Source organism: Streptococcus sp. 2_1_36FAA (assembly GCF_000161955.2).
Taxonomy (GTDB): Bacteria; Bacillota; Bacilli; order Lactobacillales; family Streptococcaceae; genus Streptococcus; species Streptococcus gordonii.
Window position 1 is genome coordinate 102,357 of sequence record NZ_KI391975.1, and the last position, 13,072, is coordinate 115,428.

General features: G+C 41.3%; 11 protein-coding genes. 9 read left to right on the plus strand and 2 right to left on the minus strand.

Features of this window, described 5'->3' with window-relative positions; translation table 11 throughout:
* The first annotated feature begins 123 nt into the window (after nucleotides 1-123).
* The 7 genes from HMPREF0847_RS05840 to HMPREF0847_RS05870 all read left to right on the plus strand — a co-directional run bounded on the left by HMPREF0847_RS05840 (nucleotide 124) and on the right by HMPREF0847_RS05870 (nucleotide 5,883).
* The gene (locus HMPREF0847_RS05840; RefSeq protein WP_008809849.1) at nucleotides 124-1,185 is read left to right on the plus strand and encodes a M24 family metallopeptidase; all 1,062 of its coding nucleotides are present in this window, start codon (nucleotides 124-126) and stop codon (nucleotides 1,183-1,185) included.
* A gap of 50 nt (nucleotides 1,186-1,235) precedes the next feature.
* Nucleotides 1,236-2,168, plus strand: a complete 933-nt coding sequence (locus HMPREF0847_RS05845) for a Tim44 domain-containing protein (protein WP_008809848.1) — start codon at nucleotides 1,236-1,238, stop codon at nucleotides 2,166-2,168.
* Between the two features lie 8 nt (nucleotides 2,169-2,176).
* Nucleotides 2,177-3,280, plus strand: coding sequence for an SPFH domain-containing protein (locus HMPREF0847_RS05850; RefSeq protein WP_008809847.1), 1,104 nt, complete (start codon nucleotides 2,177-2,179; stop codon nucleotides 3,278-3,280).
* Between the two features lie 139 nt (nucleotides 3,281-3,419).
* Nucleotides 3,420-3,980 carry an elongation factor P gene (gene efp / locus HMPREF0847_RS05855; protein ID WP_008809846.1) on the plus strand — a complete coding sequence of 187 codons (561 nt, stop codon included), beginning with the start codon at nucleotides 3,420-3,422 and terminating at the stop codon, nucleotides 3,978-3,980.
* 19 nt (nucleotides 3,981-3,999) lie between these two features.
* The gene (locus tag HMPREF0847_RS05860; RefSeq protein WP_008809845.1) at nucleotides 4,000-4,389 is read left to right on the plus strand and encodes an Asp23/Gls24 family envelope stress response protein; all 390 of its coding nucleotides are present in this window, start codon (nucleotides 4,000-4,002) and stop codon (nucleotides 4,387-4,389) included.
* Nucleotides 4,382-4,807 carry a transcription antitermination factor NusB gene (nusB, locus tag HMPREF0847_RS05865; protein ID WP_008809844.1) on the plus strand — a complete coding sequence of 142 codons (426 nt, stop codon included), beginning with the start codon at nucleotides 4,382-4,384 and terminating at the stop codon, nucleotides 4,805-4,807. Before HMPREF0847_RS05860 ends, nusB begins: the two co-directional genes overlap by 8 nt.
* A 218-nt stretch (nucleotides 4,808-5,025) precedes the next feature.
* Nucleotides 5,026-5,883: a 5'-nucleotidase, lipoprotein e(P4) family gene (locus HMPREF0847_RS05870; RefSeq protein WP_008809843.1), complete on the plus strand. Its 858-nt coding sequence runs from the start codon at nucleotides 5,026-5,028 to the stop codon at nucleotides 5,881-5,883.
* 72 nt (nucleotides 5,884-5,955) lie between these two features.
* On the opposite strand, the gene HMPREF0847_RS05875 is transcribed toward HMPREF0847_RS05870, so the two are convergent.
* Both HMPREF0847_RS05875 and HMPREF0847_RS05880 read right to left on the minus strand, forming a co-directional pair.
* Nucleotides 5,956-6,921, minus strand: a complete 966-nt coding sequence (locus tag HMPREF0847_RS05875; RefSeq protein WP_008809842.1) for a LacI family DNA-binding transcriptional regulator — start codon at nucleotides 6,919-6,921, stop codon at nucleotides 5,956-5,958.
* A complete protein-coding gene (locus tag HMPREF0847_RS05880) occupies nucleotides 6,902-8,356 on the minus strand; it encodes a sucrose-6-phosphate hydrolase (RefSeq protein WP_008809841.1) in 1,455 nt (484 codons plus the stop codon). Before HMPREF0847_RS05880 ends, HMPREF0847_RS05875 begins: the two co-directional genes overlap by 20 nt.
* Before the next feature lie 198 nt (nucleotides 8,357-8,554).
* On the opposite strand from HMPREF0847_RS05880, the gene HMPREF0847_RS05885 reads away from it, so the two are divergent.
* Together HMPREF0847_RS05885 and HMPREF0847_RS05890 are read left to right on the plus strand one after the other, a co-directional pair.
* Entirely contained in the window at nucleotides 8,555-10,546 is a 1,992-nt protein-coding gene (locus HMPREF0847_RS05885; protein WP_008809840.1) for a sucrose-specific PTS transporter subunit IIBC, read from the plus strand.
* Nucleotides 10,547-10,797: 251 nt separating this feature from the next.
* Nucleotides 10,798-12,912 (plus strand): ATP-dependent Clp protease ATP-binding subunit, encoded by a 2,115-nt coding sequence (locus HMPREF0847_RS05890; RefSeq protein ID WP_008809839.1) that lies wholly within the window; start codon nucleotides 10,798-10,800, stop codon nucleotides 12,910-12,912.
* Nucleotides 12,913-13,072: the final 160 nt, after the last annotated feature.

Consider the following 13,072-nt stretch of genomic DNA (forward strand, 5'->3'; position numbering starts at 1 on the left):
TTTACAGACATTATATATTTAGCGCTTTCAAATGTCAATTTTATCTAATCCTAACTATATAGATTGTATTATTTTCGTTTTTTTTTGCTATAATAAATTGAATCATTTTACGGAGGTTTTCTCATGTTATCAAGAGTTGAAAAATTTGAAGTAGCATTGGCTCAGACAGAATGTGATGCTGTCTTAGTAACCAATTTAAAAAATATATACTATCTGACTGGCTTTAGCGGAACAGAGGCGACAGTTTTCATCAGTAAGACACGTCGTATTTTCCTGACGGATGCCCGTTATACACTGATTGCCAAGGGAGTAGTTCAAGGATTTGACATTGTTGAAACGCGAGACGCACTTGGTGAGATTGCTAAAATCATAGCGGACAACAAGCTGCAAAAAATCGGTTTTGATGACGAGATTTCCTATGCTTATTTCAAGATGCTAGAAAGTCTTTTCTCAGGATATGAGCTGGTGCCAATGACCGGTTTTATCGAGAATCTCCGCATGATTAAAGATGAGCAAGAAATCGCGACCATTCGCAAGGCCTGCCAAATTTCAGATCAAGCCTTCCTAGATGTACTGGACTTTATCAAGCCAGGTGAGACGACAGAGCTAGCGGTTATGAACTTTTTAGATGCCCGGATGCGTCAGCTAGGTGCTTCAGGTGCCTCTTTTGACTTTATCATCGCTTCAGGCTACCGCTCTGCTATGCCGCACGGTGTGGCTAGTGATAAGGTCATTCAAAATGGCGAAACCCTGACCATGGACTTTGGCTGCTACTACAACCACTATGTCAGTGATATGACGCGGACTGTTCATGTGGGACAGGTGACAGACGAAGAGCGGGAAATCTATGATATTGTCCTGCGTAGCAATCAAGCTCTGATAGAAGCTGCTAAGGCTGGGCTTAGTCGGATTGATTTTGACCGAATTCCGCGGCAGATTATTAACGATGCTGGCTATGGTCCTTACTTTAGCCACGGGATTGGCCACGGTATCGGTCTGGATATCCATGAGATTCCTTACTTTGGCAAGTCAGAAGAGCCGATTGAGGCAGGCATGGTCCTGACCGATGAGCCAGGTATTTATCTGGACGGCAAATACGGCGTCCGCATCGAAGACGATCTCCTCATTACAGAAACAGGCTGTGAAGTCCTAACCCTTGCGCCAAAAGAATTGATTGTTATTTAGATTAAAGAATCTTTTCTTACCCTGTTAATTTAAAGGATAAAAAGAGGCTTATGAAAAAAGGTATTTTAGTATTTGCGACCATCTTTCTTGTTCTACTCTTCTTTTTAGCCCCTGCCGTTGATGCTGGTGTGGGAAATTCTGAAAGTGGTGGTAGCAGCTTGATTGATTCGGGTGGCGGAAGCAGTTGGTCTGGAGGTGACAGTTGGTCTGGAGGTTCGAGCAGTTATAGCTCAGGCTCTGGTTCGGGTTCTTCGGGAAGTTTTGCCGTTGTTGTCATCGGTGGTGTTATCGGTTTACTATATAACTTAGTAAAAGGTACAGATGACACTAGTTCTTCAAATAATGAATTAAAAAGAACGACTGAGGAAAGAGCCGGCAAGCCGATTCAGAATAATCTCGAAGCGATTAGACAACTGAAACAACAGGATCCAAACTTTGATGAAGAGCGTTTCTTGTCACAGGTGAAGGTAATCTACCTTCGACTTCAATCTGCCTGGACCGAGAAAGATTGGGCTTCGGTTCGTGGCTTAGAAAGTCCGAGTCTCTATGACCAGCACAGCACTCAGCTACAGGAGCATATTCGAGCGAAAACGACCAATGTCTTGGAACGTGTACGAGTAGAAAATTCTAAGATTAAGGACTTCTATCCAAATCCGCAAGGTCATGATAGACTGGAAGTGATCCTGTCATCGACTATGAGGGATTATATCAGGGACGATGAAACAGGACGGATTATCGAAGGTGATCCAACCAAGGACTTATTTACAGTTTATCGCTTAAACTTCATTCGTCTGCATGATGCTAAAACTGAAGAAGTCACGAAGACTGATATTCTTAGTGACCACTGTCCAAACTGTGGGGCTCCTCTGACGATTGACTCTGTTTCCAAGTGTGAATACTGTCAGGCTTCCTTGGTACGAACAGCTCAAGATTGGCTCTTGGACACCTATGATGTTGTCGATGAAATTGAATTTTATAAATAGGAGATAGTATGGGATTTATTAAAGCAGCCCTTTCTGGGGGCATCAGTAGCTTTCGTGATAGCAAGTTTAAAGAAGCGGTTGTTCTGCCTGAGTCAGTTCCGTCAGAAGCCTTGGCAGTTAAAGGTGTTCTTTTGACAAAAGACCCAGACGGTCAATCTCGACACGGCAATCAAAATACCGGTCTTTTAACGGATGGCTCTTTGGTAATTGTTCCTCAAGGCTATGTAGCTTTATTGGTCAACAATGGAACTTTTCTGGGAGAACTTTTGGAAGCTGGTAGCCACGAATGGCAAGCTGGCGATAATGCTTGGTTACTAGAAAAAGGTGGGATCAAAGGAACTTGGGAAAACTTTAAGAATCGCTTCTCATTTGGTGGACAAGTTGTGACCCAACAAGAAATTATTTATTTCAAGATCCAGCCTTTCACAGGCAATAAATTTGGAACTCAAAACCCTGTTGAATACTTTAGTGAACGCTATCAACAACTGCTTAGTATCAGATTTTACGGGCTGTATGATGTCAAAATTGCGGATCCAGTTCTCTTTTATATTAGTTCTGTAAGTCGTCAGATTACGGTGGATCAACCATTTACCTTGCAAGATGTAGCACAAGGGACTCTACGCCAAAATCTGCCACCAAAGATTGCGGTTGCCATCGCAAAGTATACTGCTGACAATCAAGTGGACATCTATAGCCTCAATGCTAATCAAGAAGTCTTTAATGAACTTGCAAAACAAGAGGTCAATCAAACTTGGACAAGCTTATATGGTTTGGAAGTAACTAATGTCCTCCTTGAAGACATAAGCTATGATGAAGATAGCATGGCGACTGTTCGCAAGCTTGATAGTGAGTTGGCGGCTATGAAATACAACACGATCGAAATTGAAGAACGCAGGGCGCGTAATGAGGCTTTGATTGCTGCAGCCAAAAACGAAGGTGGAAACGGCATGAATCTTTTGATGGGGATGAACCTTGGCCAAGCTCTAGGTGGAGAACTTCAGCAACAAGTTTCATCTTCTCAAGGCAAGGAAAAAACATTTTATATTGAGGTGGATGGGAAATATGTCCATGTCAAGAAAGATGAAGAGGGAAATATCGTTCCTGTCGACTGAGGCAAGTCTACAGATTGATATGATGATTAAGCCTGAAAATTTAGAAGCTACAACCATTTGGAGTTGATTGTTATTTGAGAATTATCAGGCTTTATGGTACAATAAAGAGTAAATTATTTATTAAAGAGGTAAAAATCACATGATTGAAGCAAGTAAATTGAAAGCTGGTATGACTTTTGAAACAGCTGATGGCAAATTGATCCGCGTTTTGGAAGCAAGCCACCATAAACCAGGTAAAGGAAATACGATCATGCGTATGAAATTGCGTGACGTCCGTACTGGTTCAACTTTTGATACAAGCTACCGTCCAGAAGAAAAATTTGAGCAAGCTATTATTGAAACTGTGCCTGCTCAATACTTGTACCAAATGGATGACACTGCTTACTTCATGAATACTGAAACCTATGACCAATATGAAATTCCAGTAGTCAATGTTGAAGATGAATTGAAATACATCCTTGAAAACTCTGACGTAAAAATCCAGTTCTATGGAAATGAAGTGATTGGTGTGACAGTGCCAACAACCGTTGAATTAGTTGTAACTGAAACTCAACCATCAATCAAGGGTGCTACTGTAACTGGTTCTGGTAAACCAGCTACTCTTGAAACTGGTCTTGTTGTTAACGTTCCAGACTTTATTGAAGTTGGACAAAAATTGATCATCAACACTGCAGAAGGAACATACGTTTCTCGCGCATAATATAGAAGAGGTAATCACTATGGCAACTGAACAATTAGGTGAAATTGTTATTGCGCCACGCGTTTTGGAAAAAATCATTGCGATTGCAACTGCAAAGGTAGATGGAGTTCACTCTTTTGCAAACAAGAGTATGTCAGATAGCTTAGCTAAGCGTTCTTTGAGTCGTGGGGTCTATCTTCATACTGCGGATAATGGCGATGTAACAGTGGATATTTATCTGTACTTGGAGTATGGTGTAGGGGTTCCTACCGTTGCTATGGCTATTCAAAAGGCTGTGAAAAGTGCTGTCCATGATATGGCAGATGTAAGTTTGTCAGCTGTTAATGTCCATGTTGCAGGTATTGTTCCTGAAAAATCTCCAAAACCGGATATGGCTGATTTATTTGATGAGGATTTCCTCAATGAGTAAGGTAATGGTAGACTCAAGACGTGATTTACGTGAGCGCGCATTTCAGGCATTGATGAGTCTGGAGTATGATGAGGATATAGTTGAAGCCTGTCGCTTTGCTTATCTACATGATAAGGAAGAAGAGGAACAAGTTGAACTTCCGATCTTCTTGCTCAATCTAGTTAATGGCGTAATGCAATCCAAAAGTGTGCTCGATGATAAGATTACTCAGTATTTGAAGGCTGGTTGGACCTTAGATCGTTTGACTCTGGTAGAGAAAAATATTCTACGTTTAGGTTTGTATGAGCTACTAGAATATGACGAGACACCACAGCTTGTTGCAGTTAACGAGGCTATTGAGCTGGCGAAAAAATTCTCAGATGAAAAATCAAGTAAGTTTATCAATGGGATTTTGAGTCAATTTGTTACAGAAGAATAAAAAAGCTGAGATTCTTATCTCGGCTTTTTTGCGGTAAGGAATCTAAAAAGAATGCAGATGGAGCTAGTGGTGAAGTAATACAAAAGATCAAAACCCTTACGTGAAGCTAGTCCTTCAAAAAATAGCAAATTATTAGATGCTAAGCTAGGAGTCTTTCTTGACAATCATTATGAAAACGTTATAATTTTATTAGATTAATATTAGGAGGATGTTTTTTTATGAAAGCAACGAAAGCTACCGTAACCATTTTTTCTGCATTGGCATCAGTTATTATTCTGACGAGCTGTGCTCCGAAACCAACAGAAAATAAGACAACAGAGAGCAGTACATCGGATAATAAGATTTCGATGACCTATGAACAGCTTCGTTCGAGAGAAAATACCATGTCTACTCTTTGGTATCAAAAGGCGGCTGAAACCAAGGCTTTGTATTTACAAGGCTATAACGTTGCAACGAATCGTCTGAAAGAATTATTAAAAACACCGACAGAAAAACCTTATTCCATCGTCTTAGACTTGGATGAGACTGTACTGGATAACAGCCCTTACCAAGTGAAAAATGTAAAAGATGGCACAGCATTTACACCTGAAAATTGGGATGTTTGGGTCCAAAAGGCGGAGGCTAAAGCCGTTCCAGGAGCAAAGGAATTCCTCCAATTTGCCAATGAAAATGGTGTACAAATTTACTATGTTTCTGACCGTGCGGCTAGTCAGGTAGATGCAACCATTAAGAACCTCGAAAAAGAAGGCATTCCTGTTCAGGGACGTGACCATTTGATGTTCTTGGAAGAAGGCGTCAAGTCAAAAGAAGGACGTCGCCAAAAGGTTCAAGAAACGACAAATTTAGTTATGCTATTTGGGGATAATTTAGTTGACTTTGCAGACTTCTCCAAAAAATCTTCTGAAGAGCGTGACAAAAAATTGGACGAACTTCAAAAAGAATTTGGTGAAAAATTCATCATCTTCCCTAACCCAATGTATGGATCATGGGAATCCACAGTTTACAAGGGCGAAAAATTAGACGCTAAGGGTCAAGTTGAAGAACGTGAAAAAGCCTTAGAAAGCTTTGATAAATAGTCTGAGAGTTTTTTGAAAGATTAGACATAAAAAAGACAACCTTCATTTTTGAGGTTGTCTTTTTAGTAAAAATCAGATACTTTTTCCTGGCAAGAGACTGACCGGCAGGAAATAGCCTGTTGTTTGAACTTCTTGACCAGCAATCTTTTTGAGGAGTAGGTCTACAGATAGATGAGCAATATCTTTCAGTGGTTGCTTGATAGTTGCCAGCTGTGGGTAGTAGTTCTCCACAAAGTAGGTGCCATCGTAGCCGATGATTTTCAAATCTTCGGGAATCTGGATATCTAGTTCCTGAGCGACTTTCATGATTAAGATAGCTGTCAAATCATCTGAAGTAAAAATAGCATCGGGTTTAATTTGATTAAGGATTTGCTTGATTTCCATTTCCTTTCGGACGGGAGAAAAATCACTGGAAACATTGATAATAGGTGCATCAGGTAGGACGGAAGCAAAGCCAGCATGGCGCAGGCCTGTTGGTGAGTTGGAATTGTCATTGCCAGTAATCATGATGATATTTTGAGCACCAGCCTTGACCAAGGTCTGAGCCGCCAGCACTCCGCCTCCGTAGTTGTCTGAAGAGACGACAGGAATATCCGGCGAAAGATTACGGTCGAAGGCAATAATTGGCGCAGTCACGCGATTGTAGTCCTCGATGCCCAAATTGTGGCTACCAGAGATGATACCATCCACCTGGTTGGCTTCTAACATCTCAAGGTATTCACGCTCCTTGTCTGAGTCATGCTCACTATTGCAGATGATGGTTTTATAGCCCTGTTTAAAGAGCTCGTGCTCTAGCTTGTCAATCAATTCTGCATAAAAAACATTGCTGATATTAGGGAAAATAAGCCCGATTAGCTTAGCTGATTTTCCTTGGAGGCTACGCGCTAGATTGTTAGGCTTGTAGGCCAACTCTCGCATGGCTGCCTCAACCTTAGAAATCGTTTTGTCGGATAAATAGCCTTTTCTGTTGATGACGCGAGAAACAGTTGTGGGGCTGACTCCTGCAAGTTTTGCTACATCAGTTAGCTTTGCGACCATAATCTAATTCATAGTAAGTACCGGTTGGATTGCCCTTGGTAATAGCAATGCCTGTCTGGTCTTCTTTCGGGAAGACACGGCCGGAAAATACTTTCTCTCCTTCATTGATGAAAATTTCAAAAATCGATTTATCTATAAATATACTAGCATTTGTTGCTTCTTTGTCAATATTACAGCTTCGGCTGGTTCGAAAGTCTAGAGCAAATGACTTACCCGCCTGACTACGATCAACCGTTACTAGACCTGCTTTGAGGTCAAAATTGATGCGTAACCCCTTTCCATCCTTGTCTGCAAAGAGAACGATTTCGTGTTCGGTATCCGCAGCGAGATTCAGTTCTAGTTCGTAGCTGTTCTTGCTTTCTGACAGAGAAGTGAAAGGCTGAGATGCTGCTTGTAAATCCTTGATAGCAGGCACTGGGTATTGGTAGAGCTTGCCGTCTTTCAGAGTTAATTCCTTGACGAGAGAGAAAACACCTTGATGGTCGAATCGGTCAGAAGGGTACTCCACATCAGGCAAGCCCAGCCAGCTGACAGCGAGTGCACGACCGTCAGGTGCATTGAAGGCTTGGGTGGCATAGCAGTCGAAACCAAAGTCCAGATTTTGAATAGGGCTAGGATTAATCAAAGCAGCGTTATTTATGTCAAACGATTGACCTATTTTATACATGTTTGGATAAATGTTGCCATAGTCCAGTACGTCTTTAGACAAGCCTTGAGGGCAATAGAGTAGGACTGGCTGGTCATTGATGAAGACAAGGTTTGGACACTCCATCATATAGGCCGTTTTGTCATTGGCGAAGTCTAAATCGCCGACGACTTCCCAGTTGGTATAGTCGTTATCAACAGCCTTGTAAAGCTTGACATAGCCTTGCTTGTCTAGATTTTGTCCTCCGACAATGGCATAGAACTGCCCTTTGTAGTTGAAAATCTGAGGATCGCGGAAGTGGTCAGTGGCTTCAGCAGGTTGCTCAATCAAGACCTTATTAATTTTTTCCAGCTTGCCTGATTTATCTAACAAGGCGCCAATCTGATAGGGGTGACGTACCCAATTCTCATCACGAACATTTCCGGTGTAGAAGAGAAAGAGCTTGTCGTCAAACTGCATGGCAGAGCCAGAGTAAGCGCCGTGGCTGTCTAGTGCGGTGTCTGGCAGTACACGGAGCCCGGTTTCAGTAAAGTGAACTAAGTCATCGCTCTCCAGCTGAACCCAGCATTTGAGACCGTGAGCTGCTCCGAAAGGAAAGTTTTGGTAGAAAACGACCCATTTGCCATCAAAATAGGAAAAACCGTTGGGATCATTGAGTAGTCCAGTCTGAGGTTCCACATGGTAGCTGGCCCTCCAAGGGGATTTTGCAATATTTTCTTTAATCTGCTGTACTTCATCTTGAGTCCAGTCTTCGTAGCGTCTGTAGCGTTTTTCAGTCGTCCAAGCCAAACTTCATTCCTCCGTCATGTGTTTTTTCTTACTACTATAGTAAACGTTTTCCGCCTAAAAATCAACTTTAAACATATAAAAAATAAAATTTCTGCAAAACGCTTGACATATTTTTGGATCATGGTAAAATAATATTCGTAAAGGTGATTAAATCGCTTTCAAAAAAGTTTAACAAATTTAATAAGGAGATTTTTGCAAATGGATTATTCAAAAGTTGCAAAACAGGTTATTGATGCTGTTGGAAAAGATAATCTTGTGGCAGCAGCACATTGTGCAACTAGATTGCGCCTTGTGTTGAAAGATGACAGTATTATTAATCAAAAAGCATTGGATGATAATGCTGATGTTAAAGGGACTTTTAAAACAGATGGTCAATATCAGGTTATCATTGGTCCTGGTGATGTAAACTTTGTTTACGCTGAGATTATAAAAGAAACTGGTCTTAAAGAAGTTTCAACTGATGATTTGAAGCAGATTGCTGCTAGTGGGAAGAAGTTTAATCCTATTATGGCTTTGATTAAACTCTTGTCCGATATTTTTGTACCAATTATTCCAGCCTTAGTTGCAGGCGGTCTTTTGATGGCTTTAGGTAATTTCCTTACCTCTAAGGGATTGTTTGGATCTCAATCGCTGGTCCAAATGTATCCAGCTATTAAGGGCCTTTCTGATATGATTCAGCTCATGTCTGCAGCCCCATTTTGGTTTTTACCAATTCTGGTAGGTATTTCAGCAGCAAAACGCTTTGGTGCTAACCAGTTCCTAGGTGCATCTATTGGTATGATTATGGTTGCGCCTGGTGCAGCAAATATCATTGGTTTGACGGCAAAAGATCTTATTGGTAAAGCATCCACCATTGGTGCCTATACGGAATTTTGGGATATTTTTGGAATGCACGTTAAGCAAACAAGCTATATTTACCAGGTTATTCCAGTTCTAGCTGCTGTGTGGATTCTATCTTACCTTGAAAAATTCTTCCACAAGAAGTTACCGTCCGCTGTAGATTTCACCTTCACTCCATTGCTATCTGTTATGATTACTGGGTTCCTGACATTTACAGTCGTAGGTCCAGTAATGCTATTGGTATCTAATGGTATTACAGATGCAATTGTTTGGCTCTACAACACAACAAGCTTTATTGGCATGAGTATCTTTGGTGGAACTTATTCATTAATTGTAATGACTGGACTTCACCAATCTTTCCCAGCCATCGAAACGCAATTGCTTTCTGCTTGGCGAAATGGTAGTGGACATGGTGACTTTATCTTTGTTGTTGCATCTATGGCCAACGTTGCTCAAGGTGCAGCTACATTTGCAATTTTGTTCTTAACTAAGAATGCTAAAACCAAAGGTCTTGCATCATCTGCAGGTGTCTCTGCCCTCTTGGGTATTACAGAGCCGGCTCTCTTTGGTGTAAACTTGAAATATAAATTCCCATTCTTCTGTGCCCTTATCGGATCAGCAGTAGGAGCTCTCTTTGCAGGTCTTTTCCAAGTTGTTGCGGTGTCTCTTGGTTCAGCTGGTTTCCTTGGATTCCTTTCAATTGATGCTAAGTCAATTCCGTTCTATTTCTTATGTGAAGTTATTGCTTTTGCGATTGCCTTTGCTTTGACTTATTTCTACGGTAAGACAAAGGCAGCAGATGTTTTTGCTGCAGAAGCTACTGTTGAGGTAGCTGTTGAAACAGTAGAAAAAGAGGTTGTTGAAGAGCAAGTAGTTGAAAATGAAAATTCTCTCCAAAACGAAACAATTCTTGCTCCAGTTGCTGGGGAAGTTGTTCCTCTTGCAGATGTTAATGATCCAGTATTTTCAAGCGGAGCTATGGGGCAAGGTTTGGCAATCAAGCCAAGCGAGGGAGTTGTCTATGCTCCGGCTGATGCAGAGGTTACGATTGCTTTTGCGACTGGACATGCATATGGTCTTAAAACTTCTAATGGTGCAGAAATCTTGATTCACGTTGGTATTGATACGGTATCAATGAATGGTGAAGGTTTCAATCACACTGTAGCACAAGGTGATAAAGTCAAAGCAGGTGATGTTCTAGGAACATTTGATTCAGCTAAGATTGCTGCAGCTGGTCTCGAAGATACAACTATGGTTATCGTGACGAATACTGCGGACTATGCTTCTGTAACTCCAGTAGGTCAAGGGACAGTAAGCAAAGGTGATGCTGTTATTGAAGTAAAAGCATAAAAATTTAAGTACAATATAGAAAAACAGATATCCAAATTTGGACGTCTGTTTTTTTGTATTTTTATTTATAAAATGTAATCTTATAGAGAGAAAATAATTGTAAAAGCACGATTGATTACATTTGTAAATTTTTTTAAAAATTTGAGCATAATTTATTGACAATCCTTTTGTGTCATGATACAATTACAAATGTAAACGAAAATGCAAAACAAAATATCGTTTGCAATTCTTGAAAATGAAGAGGTATAAATATGAATAACAATTACAACAATTTTAATAATATGGATGACTTATTTAATCAATTAATGGCTGGAATGCGTGGTTACAATAGTGAAAACCGTCGTTACCTAATTAACGGCCGTGAAGTGACGCCAGAGGAATTTGCACAATATCGTGCTACTGGTAAACTACCTGGTCAAGGAACGGGTGAACAGGATTTACAAACTGCTGGTCATGGACCTAAGCAAGATGGCATCCTGGCTAAGCTGGGTCGCAATCTGACTCAAGAAGCTCGTGATGGTAAATTAGATCCAGTCATTGGGCGTAATAAGGAAATCCAAGAAACAGCTGAAATCCTTTCTCGTCGGACTAAGAACAATCCAGTTCTGGTCGGAGATGCAGGTGTCGGAAAGACCGCTGTAGTGGAAGGTTTGGCTCAGGCTATCGTCAATGGTGATGTACCAGCGGCTATCAAGAACAAGGAAATTATTTCTGTTGATATTTCTGGTCTGGAAGCTGGTACCCAGTATCGTGGTAGCTTTGAAGAAAATATCCAAAACTTAGTCAATGAAGTCAAGGAAGCTGGCAACATCATCCTATTCTTTGACGAAATTCATCAAATTCTAGGAGCAGGATCTACCGGTGGAGATAGTGGCTCTAAGGGACTAGCGGATATTCTCAAACCAGCGCTTTCTCGTGGTGAGTTGACAGTTATCGGGGCTACTACTCAGGATGAGTACCGTAACACTATTCTCAAAAATGCGGCTCTAGCTCGTCGTTTCAATGAGGTTAAAGTCAATGCACCATCTGCAGAAGATACCTATAAGATTCTCCAAGGTATTCGTGACTTGTACGAAAAACACCACAATGTCATCCTGCCAGATGAAGTGCTGAAGGCTGCTGTGGACTACTCTGTTCAGTATATTCCACAAAGGAGCTTGCCAGATAAGGCGATTGACCTGGTTGATGTAACGGCAGCCCACTTGGCGGCTCAACATCCAGTGACTGATGTCCATGCGGTCGAGCATGAAATCGCTGAGCAAAAAGACAAGCAGGAAGCCGCTGTTGAAAAAGAAGATTTCGAAGCAGCCCTCAATGCTAAGACTCGCATTGAAGAGCTTGAAAAGAAAATTCAAAACCACACTGAGGATATGAAGGTGACAGCTACAGTCAACGACGTGGCAGAATCTGTTGAACGTATGACGGGCGTACCAGTATCTCAAATGGGTGCTAGCGACATTGAGCGCCTCAAGGGCATGAATGACCGTCTCAAAGCTAAAGTAATCGGCCAAGACAAGGCTGTAGAAGCTGTGGCTAGAGCTATCCGACGTAACCGTGCAGGCTTTGATGAAGGGAATCGCCCAATTGGTAGCTTCCTCTTTGTTGGTCCGACAGGTGTTGGTAAGACGGAGCTTGCTAAGCAACTAGCTTTGGATATGTTCGGTACTAAAGAGGCCATCATTCGTCTGGATATGTCTGAATACTCTGATCGGACTGCTGTGTCTAAGCTGATTGGTACGACTGCAGGATATGTTGGTTATGATGACAATAACAATACTCTGACAGAGCGGGTACGTCGCAATCCATACTCTATCATTCTCTTGGATGAGATTGAAAAGGCTGATCCACAAGTGATTACCCTTCTCCTTCAAGTTCTGGATGACGGTCGTTTGACAGATGGTCAAGGGAATACAGTTAACTTCAAGAACACGGTTATCATTGCAACTTCCAATGCTGGATTTGGCTACGAAGCTGGCTTAGAAGAAGATGCAGAAAAACCTGATCTGATGGACCGCCTCAGAGCTTACTTCCGTCCAGAATTCCTCAATCGTTTCAATGCGGTTATTGAGTTCTCTCATCTCAAGAAAGAAGATTTGATGGAGATTGTCAATCTCATGCTGATTGAAGTAAATCAAACCTTGAGCAAAAAAGAAATTGATCTTGCAGTATCTGATGCAGCTAAGGAATTCCTACGTGACGCTGGTTATGACCAAGTCATGGGTGTTCGTCCACTCCGTAGAGTTATCGAACAACAAATCCGTGACAAGGTGACTGACTTCCACTTGGATAATCTAGATGCTAAGCATTTGACAGCTGATTTAGAAGATGGTGTCTTGGTTATTAAGGAAAAGGAGGGGGCCGAGTAAGTCCCTTTCTCTTGAACTTTTAAAAGATAGACCAGCTATTAGTGGTGTTAAAAAAGTCTTTTAAAATCGTCTTTAAAGCCTTTTGTAGTCAGGTCGAAAGAACAGTCCTCTCTTGTAAAAAAAAGAGAAATTTGTTATAGTAATGAAGACATGAAAAACG

Bases quoted from the DNA above. Each gene is read 5' to 3' on its own strand.
- HMPREF0847_RS05840 (WP_008809849.1), top strand. From the start codon at position 124: ATGTTATCAAGAGTTGAAAAATTTGAAGTAGCATTGGCTCAGACAGAA.
- HMPREF0847_RS05845 (WP_008809848.1), top strand. From the start codon at position 1,236: ATGAAAAAAGGTATTTTAGTATTTGCGACCATCTTTCTTGTTCTACTC.
- HMPREF0847_RS05850 (WP_008809847.1), top strand. From the start codon at position 2,177: ATGGGATTTATTAAAGCAGCCCTTTCTGGGGGCATCAGTAGCTTTCGT.
- efp (WP_008809846.1), top strand. From the start codon at position 3,420: ATGATTGAAGCAAGTAAATTGAAAGCTGGTATGACTTTTGAAACAGCT.
- HMPREF0847_RS05860 (WP_008809845.1), top strand. From the start codon at position 4,000: ATGGCAACTGAACAATTAGGTGAAATTGTTATTGCGCCACGCGTTTTG.
- nusB (WP_008809844.1), top strand. From the start codon at position 4,382: ATGAGTAAGGTAATGGTAGACTCAAGACGTGATTTACGTGAGCGCGCA.
- HMPREF0847_RS05870 (WP_008809843.1), top strand. From the start codon at position 5,026: ATGAAAGCAACGAAAGCTACCGTAACCATTTTTTCTGCATTGGCATCA.
- HMPREF0847_RS05875 (WP_008809842.1), bottom strand. From the start codon at position 6,921: ATGGTCGCAAAGCTAACTGATGTAGCAAAACTTGCAGGAGTCAGCCCC.
- HMPREF0847_RS05885 (WP_008809840.1), top strand. From the start codon at position 8,555: ATGGATTATTCAAAAGTTGCAAAACAGGTTATTGATGCTGTTGGAAAA.
- HMPREF0847_RS05890 (WP_008809839.1), top strand. From the start codon at position 10,798: ATGAATAACAATTACAACAATTTTAATAATATGGATGACTTATTTAAT.